Source organism: Nostoc sp. C057 (genome assembly GCF_013393925.1).
Lineage (GTDB): Bacteria > Cyanobacteriota > Cyanobacteriia > Cyanobacteriales > Nostocaceae > Nostoc > Nostoc muscorum_A.
Window position 1 is genome coordinate 2,022,507 of sequence record NZ_CP040281.1, and the last position, 18,150, is coordinate 2,040,656.

12 protein-coding genes are annotated in these 18,150 nt (G+C 39.5%); 6 read left to right on the plus strand and 6 right to left on the minus strand.

The genetic code is table 11. The features are described 5' to 3' along the window. Window positions 1–39: 39 nt before the first annotated feature. On the minus strand, window positions 40–1,341 hold the full coding sequence (locus tag FD724_RS09185; RefSeq protein ID WP_179072396.1) for a dihydrolipoamide acetyltransferase family protein: 1,302 nt from the start codon (window positions 1,339–1,341) through the stop codon (window positions 40–42). A 405-nt stretch (window positions 1,342–1,746) separates the two neighbouring features. On the opposite strand from FD724_RS09185, the gene FD724_RS09190 reads away from it, so the two are divergent. Further along, window positions 1,747–2,271, plus strand: coding sequence for a hypothetical protein (locus FD724_RS09190; RefSeq protein ID WP_012412624.1), 525 nt, complete (start codon window positions 1,747–1,749; stop codon window positions 2,269–2,271). Window positions 2,272–2,319: 48 nt separating this feature from the next. Here FD724_RS09190 and FD724_RS09195 read toward each other — a convergent pair whose 3' ends face one another. Then, window positions 2,320–2,769 (minus strand): YlqD family protein, encoded by a 450-nt coding sequence (locus tag FD724_RS09195; RefSeq protein ID WP_012412623.1) that lies wholly within the window; start codon window positions 2,767–2,769, stop codon window positions 2,320–2,322. A gap of 42 nt (window positions 2,770–2,811) precedes the next feature. Then, window positions 2,812–4,761, minus strand: coding sequence for a long-chain fatty acid--CoA ligase (locus tag FD724_RS09200; protein ID WP_179072397.1), 1,950 nt, complete (start codon window positions 4,759–4,761; stop codon window positions 2,812–2,814). A gap of 1,487 nt (window positions 4,762–6,248) precedes the next feature. On the opposite strand from FD724_RS09200, the gene FD724_RS09205 reads away from it, so the two are divergent. From FD724_RS09205 to FD724_RS09225, 5 genes are all read left to right on the plus strand, one after another. After that, window positions 6,249–6,590 (plus strand): CU044_2847 family protein, encoded by a 342-nt coding sequence (locus FD724_RS09205; RefSeq protein ID WP_012412621.1) that lies wholly within the window; start codon window positions 6,249–6,251, stop codon window positions 6,588–6,590. A 6-nt stretch (window positions 6,591–6,596) separates the two neighbouring features. Continuing rightward, window positions 6,597–7,484 (plus strand): trypsin-like peptidase domain-containing protein, encoded by an 888-nt coding sequence (locus tag FD724_RS09210; RefSeq protein WP_179072398.1) that lies wholly within the window; start codon window positions 6,597–6,599, stop codon window positions 7,482–7,484. Between the two features lie 5 nt (window positions 7,485–7,489). Further along, window positions 7,490–9,148 (plus strand): hypothetical protein, encoded by a 1,659-nt coding sequence (locus tag FD724_RS09215; RefSeq protein ID WP_179072399.1) that lies wholly within the window; start codon window positions 7,490–7,492, stop codon window positions 9,146–9,148. A 14-nt stretch (window positions 9,149–9,162) separates the two neighbouring features. Continuing rightward, the gene (locus FD724_RS09220) at window positions 9,163–11,955 is read left to right on the plus strand and encodes a tetratricopeptide repeat protein (protein ID WP_179072400.1); all 2,793 of its coding nucleotides are present in this window, start codon (window positions 9,163–9,165) and stop codon (window positions 11,953–11,955) included. Window positions 11,956–12,118: 163 nt separating this feature from the next. Next, window positions 12,119–13,441 carry a radical SAM/SPASM domain-containing protein gene (locus tag FD724_RS09225; protein ID WP_256874499.1) on the plus strand — a complete coding sequence of 441 codons (1,323 nt, stop codon included), beginning with the start codon at window positions 12,119–12,121 and terminating at the stop codon, window positions 13,439–13,441. 672 nt (window positions 13,442–14,113) lie between these two features. On the opposite strand, the gene FD724_RS09230 is transcribed toward FD724_RS09225, so the two are convergent. The 3 genes from FD724_RS09230 to recQ all read right to left on the minus strand — a co-directional run bounded on the left by FD724_RS09230 (window position 14,114) and on the right by recQ (window position 18,146). Continuing rightward, window positions 14,114–15,307, minus strand: a complete 1,194-nt coding sequence (locus FD724_RS09230; RefSeq protein ID WP_179072402.1) for an MFS transporter — start codon at window positions 15,305–15,307, stop codon at window positions 14,114–14,116. A gap of 12 nt (window positions 15,308–15,319) precedes the next feature. Then, entirely contained in the window at window positions 15,320–15,883 is a 564-nt protein-coding gene (locus FD724_RS09235; protein ID WP_179072403.1) for a Uma2 family endonuclease, read from the minus strand. Window positions 15,884–15,986: 103 nt separating this feature from the next. Then, on the minus strand, window positions 15,987–18,146 hold the full coding sequence (recQ, locus tag FD724_RS09240; RefSeq protein ID WP_179072404.1) for a DNA helicase RecQ: 2,160 nt from the start codon (window positions 18,144–18,146) through the stop codon (window positions 15,987–15,989). Window positions 18,147–18,150: the final 4 nt, after the last annotated feature.

Sequence of the window (18,150 nt, forward strand, 5' to 3'; positions counted from 1 at the left end):
CTCATAGCGCTAACATTTAAATTTGGTGTCTTTTCAAAATTACATTGTCAAAGATTGAGGATTTGTCTCAATCAATTTTGCTAAATCTTGCAAGAACGCCGCAGCATGGGCACCGTAAATAATACGGTGGTCAGAAGTAATATTCACCTGCATTTGTTGCCGCACGCCGAATAAACCGTCGGGTGTTGCTACTACTTGCGGACGGGATGCCCCGATCGCTAAAATTGAACCTTGTCCAGGCGGCAAAATCGCATCAAATTTGTCTACGCCAAACATCCCCAAATTAGATAGGGTAAAAGTACCACTGTTGTATTCTTGGGGTTGTAGTTGTTTTGCTCTGGCACGTTCTACCAAAGACTTCCAAGTACGCGATAGAGAATAAATATCCACTGCATCTGCATTTTGCAACACAGGTGTAATTAATCCGCCATCATCCATCGCTACGGCTACGGAAATGTTGATATCAGAATGATAAACAATACCCTGGTCTGAATAGCTAGCATTTAACAATGGGTGTTTTTGCAATGTCACTGCTACAGCTTTCGCCAGTAGCGCTGTCATTGTCACGCCTTTGGATTTAATTTGTTTATAAAGTTTGTCTAATCCGTCAGTGGTAATTGTATAACCGACACGGAAGACGGGCACGGATATGGTGGCTACCATGTTCCGCACTACGGCATTTTGGAAGGTAGTTAGAGGTACGATTTGACCAGGAACAGCAGCTACCACTGGCGCGGGTGCTGGTGTGCGAGCTGCTGGGGATGCAACTGGGGCGCTGGTTGGTACAGCTGCTGGTGGGGCAACTGGGGCAGTGGCGGGTTGTTTGCCCTTATTGGACAATGCTTCTACATCTTCAGCGACAATACGACCGTGGGGGCCACTGCCTTGGAGTGTAGTTAAATCAACTTTGAGTTCTTTGGCTAATTTGCGGGCACGGGGTGAAACTACAAGTCTGCCTTCTTTGTGATTAGAGCCGTTTTGAGACGCTAAGGCAGGTGTTGCAACTGAGGCTGTGGCGGGGATTGGTTCAGGGGCAGAGGTAGTAGTAGCAGCCACGCCAGAGGAATTGGCAAGAGATTTCGCCTGTTCAATTTCAGCTTCAGTTTCGGCTATGAAGGCGATCGCAGATCCTACCGGGGCAGTTTCACCAGCTTCAACTATGATATGGGCAAGAAAGCCTTCATAAAAGGTTTCTACATCCATATCTGCTTTATCTGACTCTACAACCACCACTGTTTCTCCTTTTTCCACTTTGTCCCCTGGCGATTTCACCCAGGAGACGATTTTGCCTTCCGTCATGGTGGAACTCAGCGCCGGCATAAATACTTCATGAATGCTCATAGGGTGGTTTGGAAATCAATGGTTTATGGACTTTAACAGCTTTCATCAGATCGAATTGTATCTTGGCGGGAGAGTTTTGGGCTGGAGATTTTATATTTTAGATTGGGAATTGGTATTGGGAGAGTTCCTAACTCTTAACTCTTAACCCCAGGAACCTAAATATGAATTGGATGTCTATAATACAGAGCAATCCTTAAGGGTTAGCCAATATCTCGATCTCGTTTTAATCGTTGACTTGCAAAAATCAGCACGAGTTTCTCAGAGATTAAATGGGATTGCTATTTATACTTCCTCATACCGGATGCTTAAGATACAAGAGCTACTCACAGGTAGAGGATATGGGATGCAGTTCAATCTAGAATTCAAAATTGGTAATAAACCTATTTGAAATTCCTGTTTACTTTTATGTCGGCAAAGCTAAAATTCATTTTGATTGTGATACTAGGTATCTTTGCCACTGCTGGCGCTGGAGTATATATTACCCAGCGCCAGCAATCTGCACCGATTGTTGAGACTAGTTATGGGCAAACCCAGCAGGTGAGAGCAATACATCAATCTCAAGAGGTTGTGGCATACCCAGACCGCTCTAACTATAAAACTATACCCTTAGAAAATATCAACTCATCTCTCCAAGGAAGCGATCCTGCTACCCTTGCTCTGAATGCCTTTGACAGCATACCAGCAGTGGAAGGAACGCGAAAGGTAGAGGTAGCTTATCCACAACGAAATCAGGCTTTAGTGACGATTACCCAATTCAAGCGGGGTGATGATGCAGTTAGTGCAGTTAAATATCGAGTTGAGATGTCAGCCTTCGGGCGATCGCTATTTATTAGTTCTCCTCCAGTCTGGCAAATTGTTTGGGCTGGCTCCCAGGTAGAATGTTCGGCTGGGAGCCTCTCCCGCACTAAGTTAAATCACATTTGTCATTAGTCATTGGTCACAAAACAAATGACAACGGACAAATGACAAATGACAAATTTAAATGTCGCCGCGAATTTCTTCTACAACGCCATCGCGTAGAACGATTTCAACTTGCATTTTGCTAATCAGGTTATCTCCTATCTCTACCCGGAAAAAGCCTTCCATTTGGAATTGGTTGACTTCCTGATCTTGCTGGAGAAACTGCACTTGCTGGAGATTTTGCAGCAACTGATTTTTTTGTTCTAGAAATTCACTTTTCTTTTGATTGACTTGGAGTTGGATATTGTCAATCTGTTGGAGGGTCTGGGGCCCGGGTGGTTGCAGACTCTGCTTTTGAATTGCTGCGATCGCTCTTTGTCCTTCTACATCTAGCTGTTGCAGTTGCTGATCGAGTTGATTGATCTGGGTTTGTAACTGCTGTTGTACTTCCTCTTTCCAGAGGGGAGTCACAATAACTTTGACGTTAACGACGCGTTTCAGAAGCAAATTAGATTTGGAGACATCCATAAATATTTCACGTTCACTCTTTACAGTTGGGAGGTGGAATTATCAGGCAAACATGCCGTCAATAATATCGCGATAACGTTCCGTGACGATATGTCGGCGAACTTTTAGTGTTTGTGTCATCAAACCATTTTCGATAGAAAACGGTTCTAGAATGAGTTTGAATGTCCCAATGCGGTCATCCGGTCGATAGCCTGGACGATTTTGCACTTCTCGATTCAATTCTTGCCGAAATAAATCCTGGATCATTCTACTCTCCAAGTCAATTTTTTGACTAGGTGAAGAAGTGGCCGGATCGTTCTGCGCCCATTTTTCTAGGGCTTCGACATTGGGGACAATCAAGGCTCCCAGGCTGCGCTGATCTTGGCCGACGAGCATAATTTGATCGATGTAGGGCGATCGCAAACACGCGTCTTCGATCGGCTGTGGCTCGATGTTTTCCCCGTTAGTCAATACAATCGTATCCTTTGATCTGCCAGTCAGCACTAAGTCGTTTTGTGGTGTCAACCAGCCCAAATCGCCGCTATCAAACCAACCTTCAGCATCAATTGCTTTCGCTGTCGCTTCCGGATTTTGGTAATAGCCTTGCATAATTTGTGGGCCCCTCAACAATACTAAGCCTCGCTTCTCTATTGGCAAAGGCGCTTTTGTCTCAGGATCTACGATTTTAGCTTCTGTAGCAGGGAGTGGTAATCCTGATGCACCAATCAAATTTCGCCAAGGACGGCGTACATGGGTAACAGGAGAAGTTTCTGTCAAGCCATAGCCTTGCAAAATCTGCACACCAATAATTTCAAAGAAGTTATCGATGTGTCTGGGAAGCGCACCGCCGCCGCTAATCATCTGCTTGACGTGTCCTCCTGTCGCTTCTCGCACCTTGGCATAAACTAGTCGTTCTCCCAAGGCGTGGAGGGGTAATAAAGCCAATGCTTGGATCTTAGCTGCTAATCGCTCGATGGCTGAAGCATGAAGATTATTTAAATCCAATCCCTGAGCAACTCGCCGCGCTTTAATATATTTGTCGCTAATGCCCAACAAAAAGTTAATTAGGCGTTGTTTTTTGGCTGGTTGTTCGCGGAACTGTTTTTGCACTCCTTCATAAATCGATTCCCACAGGCGGGGTACACCCACCATATAATTAGGTTTAAATTGTCTCAAGTCTCCTTTCACAGAACGCAAGTTGGTATAAACTTGCGTGCAACCTTGAGATAGTAGGTAATATTCAACAGTCCGCTCGTAGCTATGCCACGAAGGTAGAATGCTGAGAACAATGTCGCCCGCATTTGGTTGTAATACTGTGCCAAAGGTGATCACTTGGTGCATCAAATTTTTATAAGACAGCATTACACCCTTGGGTTTACCTGTAGTGCCAGAGGTATAAATTAGGGTTGCCAAAGCATCACGATTTTGTTTAACTGGCACAAAATTATGATTTTTCCCAATTTCGATCAACTGTGCAAAATTCAGCACCTTTAGAGTTTCGCCCGTTGGTGGTGCTTCATCCGAAAGTAAGATCGCAAACTGAATTGGTAAATCGTTGAGACGGTCTTGTAGTTTTTTAAGTGTCTTTAAATCCTCAACTACTATTGCTGTACTGCCGCTATTAGCGATGATAAACAGCAATTCTTCTTTTTCCGCTTGCGAACTACGCACCGCATCAACTGCACCAGCAGCCATTATGCCTTGATCGGCAATAAACCACCGGGGACTGTTGTCAGAAATTAAGGAAATGCGATCGCCTAGCTTCACTCCCAACGCCTGTAACCCAGCAGCAAATAATTGTATTTGCTCTGCTAACTGTGTATAAGTAATCACAATTTCTGGTTTGGCATGAGGACTGCGGAGGGCAACAACATCACCAAATCGTTGAGATGCCAAAGGCCAAACTTCTGGTAGCGATTCCACTTTTGTGTAATCTACCAACCGCTTTAATGCCTCACGTTCTTGCTCACTGATGTTAGATAAAAAAGAAGACGCGGTTTGGGTTTTTGACATAACACCTTACCTAAATATTGTAAATTAATTGTTTTTCCAGTTTATTTTGTTATCCCGCTACAATAACCGTCCTTATTATCCACATTCTCTTCTGTGTATAATAATTCCAGGAATTCCACGTTTATATTTACAAAAATTTATGTTAAAGTTATTTTACATAGAGTGCAAGCAATAGATGGACTGAAGGTCAATCCTACACATAATATTATGTTTGCACTTAAAAACAGCAATCGCCTATTTTTCACAGGAGATGATTACCTATGAATTTGATAGACGCTATACTGCTAACGCTGCTCAATATTACTATTTGCATAGCGTTTCCTAAGCTTGTAGCAATCTTTTTGGCTGATAAAATCAAACCTAATGGAGTGTCGCGTAACGGTTCAAAATTGCAAATAGCCAAAATTGAACTTACGAGTTTTCCTTATTGTACAGCGTACTCATTAACAGGGAGTCAATACTGCAAATTCAGTCCTGATTTTTGTTCCAAGTGTTCTCCAAATTGATGGATTGTTTGCCAAGTTGGAAAAATTTATTTTTTTCCAGCACCTATATTTTTGCATTCCAATTGATAGTTTATGTGTCTACTTATGCAAGCGATGTCTACGATGAGCTACGCTAACGCTAATTCGATTATGATTGCTGAAACCCTTATGCTGTAAGTATTTATCATTTACACACAAGCTTATTGAACAGTACGTACATAATTTCACAGTGCGATCGCGCCGTTCAGTAGCGATCCTATTTGATTTGTAAGAATTGCAACCCCCAGATCCCCGACTTATTTAAGAAGTCGGGGATCTTTGTTTCTCAGCAATGATTCAGGATTGCTATAAACATCACAAAAACCCGATAAATCGCATCTTTTGCCTTAACCGAAGAGTATTACTAAACCCGCTAAGACTCGAAATGCAAGGCTAAAAACTACTTACAACTCTTAGGCTTCCGCTACACCTTTGTTTCCTCGCCAGGGTTTAACTCAGTATAATTACTAATTGAAGTTAGAGTACATATATAACTAATATAACCATTAATATATTAATTGTTAAATCTATTACATGAGAGTCAAACAGCTTTAACGCCCAAACAGCCGAAAGTTGGTCAGTTTATTAAGAAACTTCACAAACTTCTAAGATTGACCCAGGAGAATTTTGCAGTAAGCATTGTTCGTAGTGAGCGATTTATCGCTCATAGCAAGACTACAAACTTTATCTATGCACCTAGCTATTTAGAGGATGTTTTAAAAGTCCCTTATCGGTAGCAAAACGTTCTAGATCCCCCTAAATCCCCCTTAAAAAGGTGGACTTTGATTCCGGTTCCCCCCTTTTTTAAGGGGGGTTAGGGGGGATCAAGAAGTACTTAAAATCACAGCCAAACACTTTTAAAACAACCTCTGAGATGAAAAGAAGATTATGTCCCAAAAACTTCTGCAAACTATCTTGATTATTTACACATTCAACTATTAATTGAAAATAACAGGTCATACCATGATTCGGAAACAGATAACAGAGTTTTCTCTAGAAGACGGCACAAAGTTTTTAGCTGAAGTTGATGAGCCAGAAAATAGCAATTCTCTTGTACGTGTTGCCAGACCAGATGCTGGGCAAATAGTAGTTGAAGCTAAAAAGAAATTTGATGAAGTATTAGACCAAATACAACCTGTAGCTTCAGCAATTATCATCAAGCTGAGTCAGCTTAATACACCTGCCGATGAGGTAGAGGTGAAATTTGGTATTAAGTTAAATGCTGTTGCGGGTGCAATTTTCACTTCTGTAGGTGGTGAGGCTAACTACGAAATTACCTTGAAATGGAAGCAAGACAAGGCATAGTAACGTATGGCATCGATTGCAGATAATTATATTCCAGCTTTTAGATCAGCGATCGCTCGAATTTTTCATCCGAGTGGTGCGGTAGTTGGTGTAGGTTTTTTAGTGTCAGAGCGAAGTCAAAATTATATCCTGACATGCGCTCATGTTGTTACCTCGGCTCTATCTTTACCAGAAGATATAGTTGAAACTCCTAGTCATGATATTTACTTAGATTTCCCGCTAATTACATCGGGGCAAAAACTAAAAGCTAAAGTTGTTTTTTGGCAACCTGTTATCAACAATGTATCAACCTCCGAACCTGAAGATATTGCCGGGTTGCAAATAGAAGGGCAGTTACCTCATGAAGCCCAACCTATCAAGCTAATCTCAGCCAGTAACGTTTGGGGGCATCCTTTTCGCATATTCGGTTTTCCTCACGGACACAATGATGGCGTTTGGTCTACAGGGGTGTTGCGAGACGCGCAAGGAAAGGGATGGGTGCAATTGGAAGATAGCAAGGTAACTGGCTACAGGATAGAACCGGGCTTTAGTGGTGCGCCTATATGGGATGAAACCCTTGCAGGAGTGGTTGGTATGGCTGTAGCGGCGGAGAAACAGCGAGAAGATATCAAGACTGCTTTCATGATTCCGGCGGATGTATTGAGCAAAGCATGGGATGAAATAACCTTGCCGATTTCATCAAATGCACATACTCAGAATAGCCCCAGCCGGGTACAACAACTCAAAATTAAGACTTTGCAACAACGCTTTGAGGTTCTAAGCAGTGACTACGAAGCAGCATACAACCAGCTTAACTATACACTCGCTGCGAGCGATCGCAATATCATTCAACGCCAAATCAACACCATACTCCAAGAACTCGGTCGAGTAGAAAGCGAACTTAATGCCATTTAAATGCAATGAAAAATTCCTTATATTTACGAAAGAAGTCTCTTGAGCAGTTAATAGCCAGTTTAAGCACTGACATTGAAAGTCTCAGCAACCAAATAGGGTGGACGCTAAATAATGTACAGAAGGGTCAATTAGAAAGGCAACTTGAGGATAAATTTAAGGAAATAGAAAAAGCTGAATCAGAGTTAAACAAGCTAAATCAAGAATCTCTAGAGCAAGTTGATCCTAATAAAATCCCATTTACTAATCGAGATGCTGCAATTAGTGATATTACAGCAAATAATTCTCCTACTTATCGTCTGATAACGGCTCCTAAAGGTTACGGAAAAACAGCATTTCTAAAACAGATCCAGAAGCGCTTTCAAGAATTACAATGGTGTTGCGCTTATGCTTCTATGTCTGGAGATCAAAATATTGAAGACTTAGAAAAGGAATTAGCGATTTCTCTCAATCTGAAGATGGAAGAAGGAAATGAGTTACCTTGGGGAGAACGCTTAGGTTTATTATTACATAGAAATTGGGCTGGGTGGCAATCGCAGGGGCAAAAAGGTATTGTATTGCTAATCGATCTGGATGGAAATGCCCCACAAAAACAACGTTTAAACGAAATTTTTGAGCAACTTAAAGAATTGGGATGGAAAATTGAAAAGTGTTTGAAAGAATTACAATTCTTTAAAGATAATTCCAAGAGTCTTCGAGTTGTAATTGCAGCCCGATGTCTTACCGATCTTCCCTCAGATCGAATTTTTCCTAAACTAATCCTCTCACCTTTTAACTGGGAAGTTATTCAAGATACCGCGACCAAATATCTCAAGCCGATTGAGATGACCTCTGAAAGTCTTGCTCTACTAGCAGGACACTTGTTGTATTTAACTGGCGGACATCCAGGGGGAATTGCTGAAGCCCTAAAAGATTATCGAGGTGGTGGTTACACCGTTAATTTATTTTTAAAAAGTTATGGGAGCAAATTATGGGAAAGAACCCTAAAACATTGTAGAGATCAAATTAAAGAAAGCTTGACTAAAGAAAACAATTGTCTCTATGAATCTATTGAGAAACTGAGTATATTTCCCATATTAAATGGGACTTGGATATTAAAGGAAGCTGTCAGAAGATTTCAGTTACCTTTCAGTGATGATAGTTTTAAACTAAACGAAGAACTGACAAAAACATCAATTTTTACTCGTGACAAAACGATTATCAAAGATGGAATGACCCGTCGGCTGCTAGTTATTGGTCTTCTCCGAGAAAGTTCACCTGATAGCTTTCAAAAGCTTTGTAGCGAAGCAGCTCAAATTTGCTGGGAATATGTTCACGAGCTTAAATCCAAGAATAACTCTGCTGTGGCAGGAACTTGGTCAATGCAGTATTTTTTTCAAAGTCTTCAGCAACATGCTGGATTTATCAATTGTGGTGGCGATAGTTTAGCTTATAGACAAGAACTTCGCAGAACTTTCTTTGACGAAACTGTTGAAGAAACTATTGGAATATTCCGCAATACAGACCGAGAGCAAACCCATGAATTTCTGTCTACACTTAAATCTGAAGTAGAGCATGACTGGGAATTTCAGTTTCTTGTAAATTACTATCTCCACAATGAGGAATATAATGATACACCCTATAGATATTTAATTCATAAGCTTGATGAAGCTATTCAAAATAATTAACTCAGGAGCCTATTATGTCTGAAATAGATAAATTAGAGTTTGTTGGTCGTGAAGAACATCTAAATCGAATTATTAGCCTTGTTCAAGAAGCTAATACGCTTCATGTTGTTTTAGTGGAGGGTAGAGGCGGAATTGGCAAAACTTGGTTGCTTAATGAATTACAAAACCGCCTCAACCAAGTAAACTTTGGAACAAGTGAAATTATTGATTGCGATACTCCTATTTTTAACGATGCAGAAGATTTATGCACTCAAATCGCCAAGCAATTGTATGATAATACATATCAAGAATGGCTGCTCCGGTTACGACAACTACGAGAAGATGAAAACCACCTCAGTCAAACTGCATACCAAGAAGAACGCAGACAACTTGAAAAGTTTTTAGTCGATGAAATTAATCGAAAATCTAAACAAAAGAGATTAGTATTTTTAATTGATACAGTTGAGAAGTTAGGACAAGCAGAGGGAAGAACGGAAGTTTGGGAATATATTGGTAATCTATGCCAGCAACTAGATAACGCCGTATTGATTTTAGCAGGTCGCCCTAGTATTGCTCGTCAAATTTTGGAAAAGTCGTTCACAGAAGCAGAAATAACCTATTTGGAGTTAAATGAATTTACTCATGAGGATGTACAGACATACATTCTTTCCAAAGAGGAGCAACTTCATTTTAGTCTTGGGAAAGACTTAGTTCAAAAGATTATAGTTCTTTCTGGTGGTAGCCCCATTATGATTGAATTTGGAGTAGAGTATGCTTATCGAGAAGTTATTCCAGATTGGTTAGAGACTGAAGATATAGAAACTATTCCAGCCAGATTGGAAAAAACGGGTGGATTTGAAGCTGAGATGGTTCGACATATTACGCAGCTTCGGACATCAATGGATAGGCTAACCCTCTTACTTTCACGTATTTATCCATTAGATAGTTCTGATATTGCTAATCTATTAGAACTATCGATAGAAGATGCTAAAAAGTTATTTATTGATGCTCAGAGCTACTTTTTTATCAAACCAGTAATGAGTGGTAATCAAATATCATTACATGATATTGTGCGAGACTTAGTTAATAAATTTGTATGGTCAGATATTGACCCAGATTTGGAATGGAGAAAACGTGATAGTCGTATTGCTGCCAAATATTTTGAGAAAAAAGATTATCAGCTAGGGCCGCAGAAAAGGATATTGGAGGTTCAACTTTACTCTGATAATTCTAATAAAGTCGCTAATATTGAGTTTCTAATTGAAGAGTTTAAACAGCTACGAGAATTCAATACAATGCGATGGCTATGGAATGCTTTATACGCTGACCCAACTATCGGCTTTGAAACTTGGCATGAAGTTACTAATACGATACGCAGTCAATCAAAGAAATTCAGCTTTGTTAATCAATTATTGGCAGTTGTAAAACAATTTGAAAAAGAGCTAAATTTCGATCAAAGATTTAAGTTGATTATTTTTGAAGCAAAGCTTGTCCACGCCCTAAAAGATAAGGGTACAACAGAAAATGAAGTGAGAAAATTAGAGGCTATGTTAGCAGAAAAATCTTCTAATTCTTCTCATCAACCAGACCTTTGCAATGTCTTGGGAATGCTAAATGCTAAGTTGCATCTTTATGACGAAGCTTTGAAATATCAGCAAAAGTGTTTATCTCTAGTTAAAGAAAAAAAGCTAGCATCTGCGATTCCGGGTGTGGCGAACCAAGTTGGTTATCTGTATCGACAACTTAACAATTTTAACGAAGCTGAAAAATATTACAAACTAGGTTGGGATGCTGCTATGGAAGTTGACACTCCTAACAAAGGCTTAACTCAAGTTATGGCTAGTATTCAGAATAACTTGGGATATTTATACGGACTCCAAAAAAATTATATCAAGTCTGAACAGTGCTTTAAGGCTGCTATTGATATGTGGTCGAGTGTAGAAACTGAACGCGAAATTGCCAACGCCGAAATTGCCTCTGCGACTATTTCGGTAAATGAGGGGAACTATGTTAAAGCTAAACAGCTACTTGAACGAGCGTTAAGCCGTTGTAACAATGAGGAAGATGATAATCGAATATTGTGTAGGGCATACTTTCATTTAGGCTTAAATCAGTGGTTTAGTGCCGAGGTAGTAAATGAAGCCGTTTGGGATGTAACACAGGTAAAATGGGATCTAGATGTGCTAAGTCAGGCTCAAGATGCTTTAGAAAAAAGCCTGAAACTGGCAGAAAAATACGGACTGGAAGAGGAATTACCTGGAATTTGGCACCAAACGGCCAGTGTTTACTGGCATCTTGGGTTTCAAAAGTGCGATCGCTCTTTGCAAGAACAAGCTCTCAAACTCAACGATCGCTCTTACCACACTAGTCTAGAGTACAATGACAGGCGGTATGCCATCGATAGCCTGGTAGGGAAAGCAGAGTTTGATTATTATGCAAAAGCATACGAGCATATTTCCGATTATGCACGAGAACTTAGCGATCGCTTCCAGCCATATCAAAATACCTATCAACTGTACTTTGGTAGGATGTTACGGATAGAAGGTGATGTGGCATTTCAACAGGCGAACTACGATCTTGCCTTTGCAAAATATGCTCAAGGCATACCCCAAATCTTCCAGGATGGAGGTTTTGGGCCCTATTCGATCCAACATGAGTTAAATCTGCTGCAAAAGAAAATCGAACGTTTGCCTATAGAACTTTCTAAAACCCTAATCCAGCAACTCAAACATCAGTGGCAAGATAATAAAGCTCTCAAAGAATGGTGCGATCAACAAATGTTTTTGACTAGAATCCGTGCAACAAAACAGCCATCTTCTCATGCTTAGTAAAAAAATTGATCGACCCAGAATTTTAGTTTCTCTCAATTCTACCTGCGTACCAACTGGACAATGCGATTGTGATGGAGGGGATTGTGCCTGTGACTTATCCCCTTTAGCAGAATTAGGCTCAGATATATCATTATCTCTGGGGATATTTGAGACAGAGTTTGTGATATCTCCCAATTCGCAAATAATTAATCTAGATGATAGTTACTCTATCTGTTATGGAACTAATCATAAAGTAGCAGTTCTAAATCAATCCGCATTATATTTACGAAATATATTTACAAAGCCTCATAAATTAGGTGATATTACAAAAGAGAATTTTCACATTAACCAAACAGACTTACAGACAGCTATTCAGGAACTATATCAAGCCCGTTTAATTGTTCCTAAAAATAATAGCTCATTTAACCTAAATGAAATACCAGAAACTTTATCTGCATGGTTACATATCACCGATCGCTGTAACTTAAGATGTGACTACTGCTATCTTCCTCATTTAGCCAGGGATATGTCAATAGATATAGGCAGAGCAGCTATTGAATCTACATTTCGCTCTGCTAGCTTAAATAATTACCGCCGCGTTAAACTGAAGTATGCGGGAGGAGAAGCATTATTATGCTCTCCTTTAATTAAAGAACTGCATTTATATGCTCAATCACTTAGCAAAGAAAAAGGCATTATATTAGATGGAGTTGTTCTCAGTAATGGAACATTGATTACGCCTGAGATTATCGAGATGCTTAAAATATTGAATCTGCGTCTCATGATTTCACTAGATGGATTATCAGATTTCCACAATATCCAACGAAATTACGCAGGCGGAAAGGGTTCATTTCAAGATGTTGAACAGGGTATTAAGATTGCTTTGCAAAATGGGCTGATACCCGATATTTCCATCACCATTAGCGGGCGCAATGCAGAAGGATTATCCAATCTGATTGAATGGATATTAGAGCATAATCTGCCCTTTAGCTTAAACTTTTATCGTGAAAATGAACTGTCAGCTTCTTACGAAGACTTGCAACTAGAAGAATCTAGAATGATTCAAGGAATGTTAGCAGCATTCAAAGTTATTGAATTGAAATTACCTAATCGAAGCTTATTAGGTTCATTAGTTGATCGTGCTAATTTATCATCTCCTCATAAACGAACTTGTGGAGTTGGGCAAAGCTATCTTGTATTTGATTATCAAGGACAAATTGCCAAATGTCAGATGCAGCTACATAAAACTATATCCTCTGTTGACGCTCAAGATCCTTTAACTGTTGTGCGACAAGATAAAACAGGTATTCAGAATTTATCTGTTGAGGAAAAAGAAGGCTGTCGTACATGTGAGTGGAAATACTGGTGTACGGGTGGTTGCTCTTTGGCTACGTTTAAGGCTACAGGTCGTTATGATATTCAATCTCCAAATTGCAATATTTATAAAGCTCTATATCCTGAAGCTCTCCGCTTAGAGGGCTTACGCCTTCTCAAATATACTTAAGTTAGCTAATTTCACTTCTTACCTCTGTGTTCTCTGCGCCTCTGTGGTTAAATTAATTACTTTTTAACCGCAGAGGCACAGAAAACGCAGAGAGAAAAGAGATTTTACGAGTCAAATTGAAATTATAAGAATATATTTAGTTAGCTTATAACCGATAAAAGAAATTAAAATGCTGCTTTGAAGCAATTGTACTAATTTTGCTTCAAACTAAAAATATAGTAAACACCAATTTTGAAATAAGGACGATCGCACATGAGTTTAATCGATGGTATATTACTGACGCTGCTAAATACTGTTGCTTGCCTTGCGCTGCCTAAATTGCTAGTAATTCTGTCTGCAAAAAGCCAAAACACTTCACCATCGCGCTCTACTGCAACATCAAAAGATTCTAACTCTGAAATCCCCAGTTTTTCGTAAAATAAGCTGATTGTGTCTAGATATCGCTTTGATGAGGAGAAAATTTAGTTATTGGTGCAAAGCGATATCTTAAAGAAAGTTATGCACATTTTTTTCGGAAAATAACGAGTGTGCATATTTCTCCAAAATAAAATTTTATAGAGAAAAAAGCTGGTCTACAGTACAACGAAAACCAAGTAATAGAGAATAATTGTAGTATTACTACTAAATAAAGTTTTTAGCAGCTTGATTTGACTTTGTTACCGCGATTTTTTGTTATTCTTTATTTATTTTTACTATAATTTTTTTAGGTCTGACGATAATAAAAAATCCGAGCAAAGTAAAAACTAACATTTGCCAAGTCACCAAATTCCAGCCACCAAGATTCCAACATAATAGACCAATACTAGTACCTACGGAACCGCCGATAAAATAGATAGTTATGTAAACTGTGTTGATTCGACTATTCGATTGAGCATCAAGAGTGTATATCCTTGCGACATTGGTGACTTGGATTGCCTGCACACCTACATCTAGTAACAATACAGCAACAGCGATCGCGATCGCTGAACTAGAAGCAATTTTAGCAATTACTAAACTTGCAATCACGAGCGATACAGCAATTGTCAAGGAACGTTGCGAGTTACCTCGATCGGCTAGCTTACCAAAAACTGGAGCCATCAATGCACCTGCGATCGCCACAAAGCCATACATCCCAATTGTGTCAGATTGAAAATTGAAAGGCGCTCCGCTTAAATGGAAAGTTAGCGTTGTCCAAAATGAGCAAAATACACCAAACAATAACCCACCAATTAAAGACGCTTCTCTTAACAAAGAAAAGCGTTTGAATTGTTGAATTGTTGAGTTTAATAATTCCAAATAATAACCGTTAAATTCATTTTTAACATTAGGTAAATATATATTTAGTAATACAGTAACAATTAAAACCATTACTGCCGAAAATCCATATACATAACGCCAATTCAACCATTCAGCAATATATCCACTAAAAACCCTTGCTCCTAAAACTCCAATTAATATACCAGTAAAAATGTAGCCTACAGTTTTGCCTGTAGTTACTCTATCTATACTTGCTGCTAAGGGAAGAATAACTTGAGCCGATACTGTCGCAATTCCAATTGCTACACTCAATATCCAAACTTCGATGATGTTTTGTGAAAAGGTCATGAGTATCAACAAACAAAACAAACATATAAGTAAGGAAAGAATTAACTTTTTCTTGTTTATTTTATCGCCCAAAGGGATTAAAAAGAAAAGTCCAAAACCGTAACCAACTTGTGAAAGTACAGATATGCTACCCACTTCGCCTTCACCAACTTGAAAAGAAGATGCAATATCTTTGAGGATTGGCTGATTATAATAAATGTTGGCAACACAGACACCAGATGCGATCGCCATAATCAGTACCTGGACTTTAGTTAATCCGCTACTTGAGATTTGTTTTTCCATTTAACCTAAAATTTATACAGGAAAAAACTGGTTTACATTACAGCTAAAACCAGGTAATAGCGGAGAAATTATATTATCACTACTAAATAAGGTGGCTACCAATTTAAGTTGACTTTGTTCGCGTTGATAGACCTCTAGTTTACGCGATCGCCAATCAGCAATCCAATATTCTTTTACTCCTCTGGAAGAATAAAGTTTAAGTTTCGCTTCCTTATCTCGTCTTAGGTCTTCGTTGCTAGCAGACAAAACTTCGACTACTAAATCTGGTGCGCCAGTTAAATGTCCCGCTTCATCCAACATTACCGCCAAGGTTTCCTTTGTAGCCCAAACTACATCAGGAATCACATTATCTGATTCTGAAAACAAAACGCCGGGGTTGATTACAGTTTCTCCTAAACCAGTAGACTCTGACCAAATGTTAAGCTGTTGGAAAATTTTGCCACAAGTTTGCTGATGTTTAAAGTGAGGTGTCCTGGTCATAAATAATTCTCCATCAACTATCTCGTAGCGCGTCCCCTCATTTTCTGGGAAGAGTTCCACATCATGAATTGTCCAGCGTACTCCTGTATTAAGCATCTGACTCGTTAGGTAACTCCTTTAATCTTGCTTTTGTATTTTAATAAAATAGAATTCATCATTCATACTAACTGATTCTGTATTCTGTGTTCTTCTTTAATCATCACTTGCGATTGTCGCGCCGCCACTTACACCGTACTAAGCGAATTTCATCAAAAGTGTAGCTTTCACCTAATTGTTCTTTAATGGGAGTGAGGGAAATGTCACCGAGTACTTCTAAAACTTGCCAAATTTTTTGTTGATGTTCTAAAGGTACTAATTGATTTAAATCAACTGGCTGATTTTTCTCAATTAGTTTTTCTAAATGATTGCTAACTGTTGCCGGACTAAGGTTCCGCTTTTTGGCAATTTGAGTGATATTTAAACCTTGTTGATGTAATTGTAATGTTTGTAATTCGGTGTAAGAAGAAGATGATTTGGGAGAGGATACGGAAGTAGCAGATTTATTTTGCAAACCTTTTTCTTGGCGGTAGGCGCGAATTTCTGTAATAAACTTTTCGCCATATTGAGCGAGTTTATGACTACCAACACCAGAAAGTTTGGCAAATTCAGTTAAGTTTTGGGGTTGCACCTGTACCATCAATTTTAAAGTGGAATCGTGGAAGATGACGTAAGGTGGTACAGATTGCTCATCAGCCAATTCTTTACGTAGCGATCGCAACTTCTGTAATAATATTTCTGCTTCTTCTGCTTTTTCACTCCCCTGTTCCCAGGTAATCTTTTGGACTGTGGTTACAGCTAGCGAAACTGTGCGTTGTTTTCGCATTACTTCCCAACTGTGGGCATTTAGTTTTAAAACTGAGTAACCATCGCTAGTTTGTTCTATTAACCCTTGATGTAAAAGCGATCGCCCCAACATTCGCCATTCATCTACAGTTCTATCTTTACCAATACCGTAGGTGGAAAGCTTATCGTGTTCGTACTGGAGAATTTTATCTTTTTTTGCCCCTCGTAACACATCAATTATGTGTAGCATCCCAAATCTTTCTTTACAACGCGCCACACAAGATAAAAACTTCATGGCTTCAACTGTCCAATCTTGCATGGGTTTGGGATGACGACAATTATCACAGTTACCGCAATTCCCAGGAAACCTTTCGCCAAAATAACCCAGTTGAATCGTTCGCCGACAATCAGTGCCTTCAGCGTAATCGATCATTTGCCGCAGTTGTTGTTTAGCAATCAACTGTTCTTGAGGGTCAGTTTTTTGATCGATACTCCATTCAATTGTTTTAACATCACCAAAGCTGAAAAATATTGTACACCGAGATGGTTCTCCGTCTCTACCTGCCCTACCCGATTCTTGATAATAACTTTCTATATTTCTAGGCATATCAAAGTGAACTACCAGCCGCACATCGGGTTTATTAATTCCCATACCAAAGGCGACTGTTGCCACCATCACCCGGACATCATCTCGAATAAATCGCGTTTGATTACTACTACGTTCCTCATCAGTTAATCCGGCATGATAAGGCAGAACACCAATCTTATCATTTTGTAGTTTAAAAGTTAGTTCATCAACTTTTTTACGAGTTAAAGAATAAATAATTGTCGAACCTTCTGTTTCTCGAATTAGTTCTAATAATTCAGCGTAAGCATATTTAGTTTTAGGACGAACTTCGTAATAAAGATTTTCACGGTTAAAACTGGCAAGATGGATGCTTGGTTGCTTTAATCCTAATTGTTGAATGATATCACTACGGACGCGATCGGTTGCTGTGGCGGTGAGAGCGACGGTAGGAACATCAGGATAGCGTTTCCGCAGAGATTTCAACTGGCGATATTCTGGACGAAAGTCATGTCCCCATTCCGAAACGCAGTGCGCTTCATCAATAGCGAAGCTAGAAATACCGATTTTTTCTTTAACTAAATCAAGAAATGGGAGAAACCTTTCACTGAGGAGACGTTCAGGGGCGACGTATAGTAATTTTACTTTACCACTGAGGATAGCTTCTTCCCGCGATCGCACCTTGTAAGCATTCAAACTGCTATTGAGAAATGTCGCGTTAATATTATTATTTCGCAGTGCTTCTACTTGGTCTTGCATCAAAGCAATTAACGGCGACACCACCACCGTTAATCCATTTTTTAACAATGCTGGTAGTTGAAAACACAGAGATTTTCCCCCACCAGTCGGCATCACAACCATTAAATCTCGATTTTGCAGCGCATCTTCGATAATTTGCCGTTGTCCGGGGCGGAATCTGTCGTAACCGAAGTGATATTTTAGCGCTTGTTCGAGATGGGGATACTGAAGCATAGCG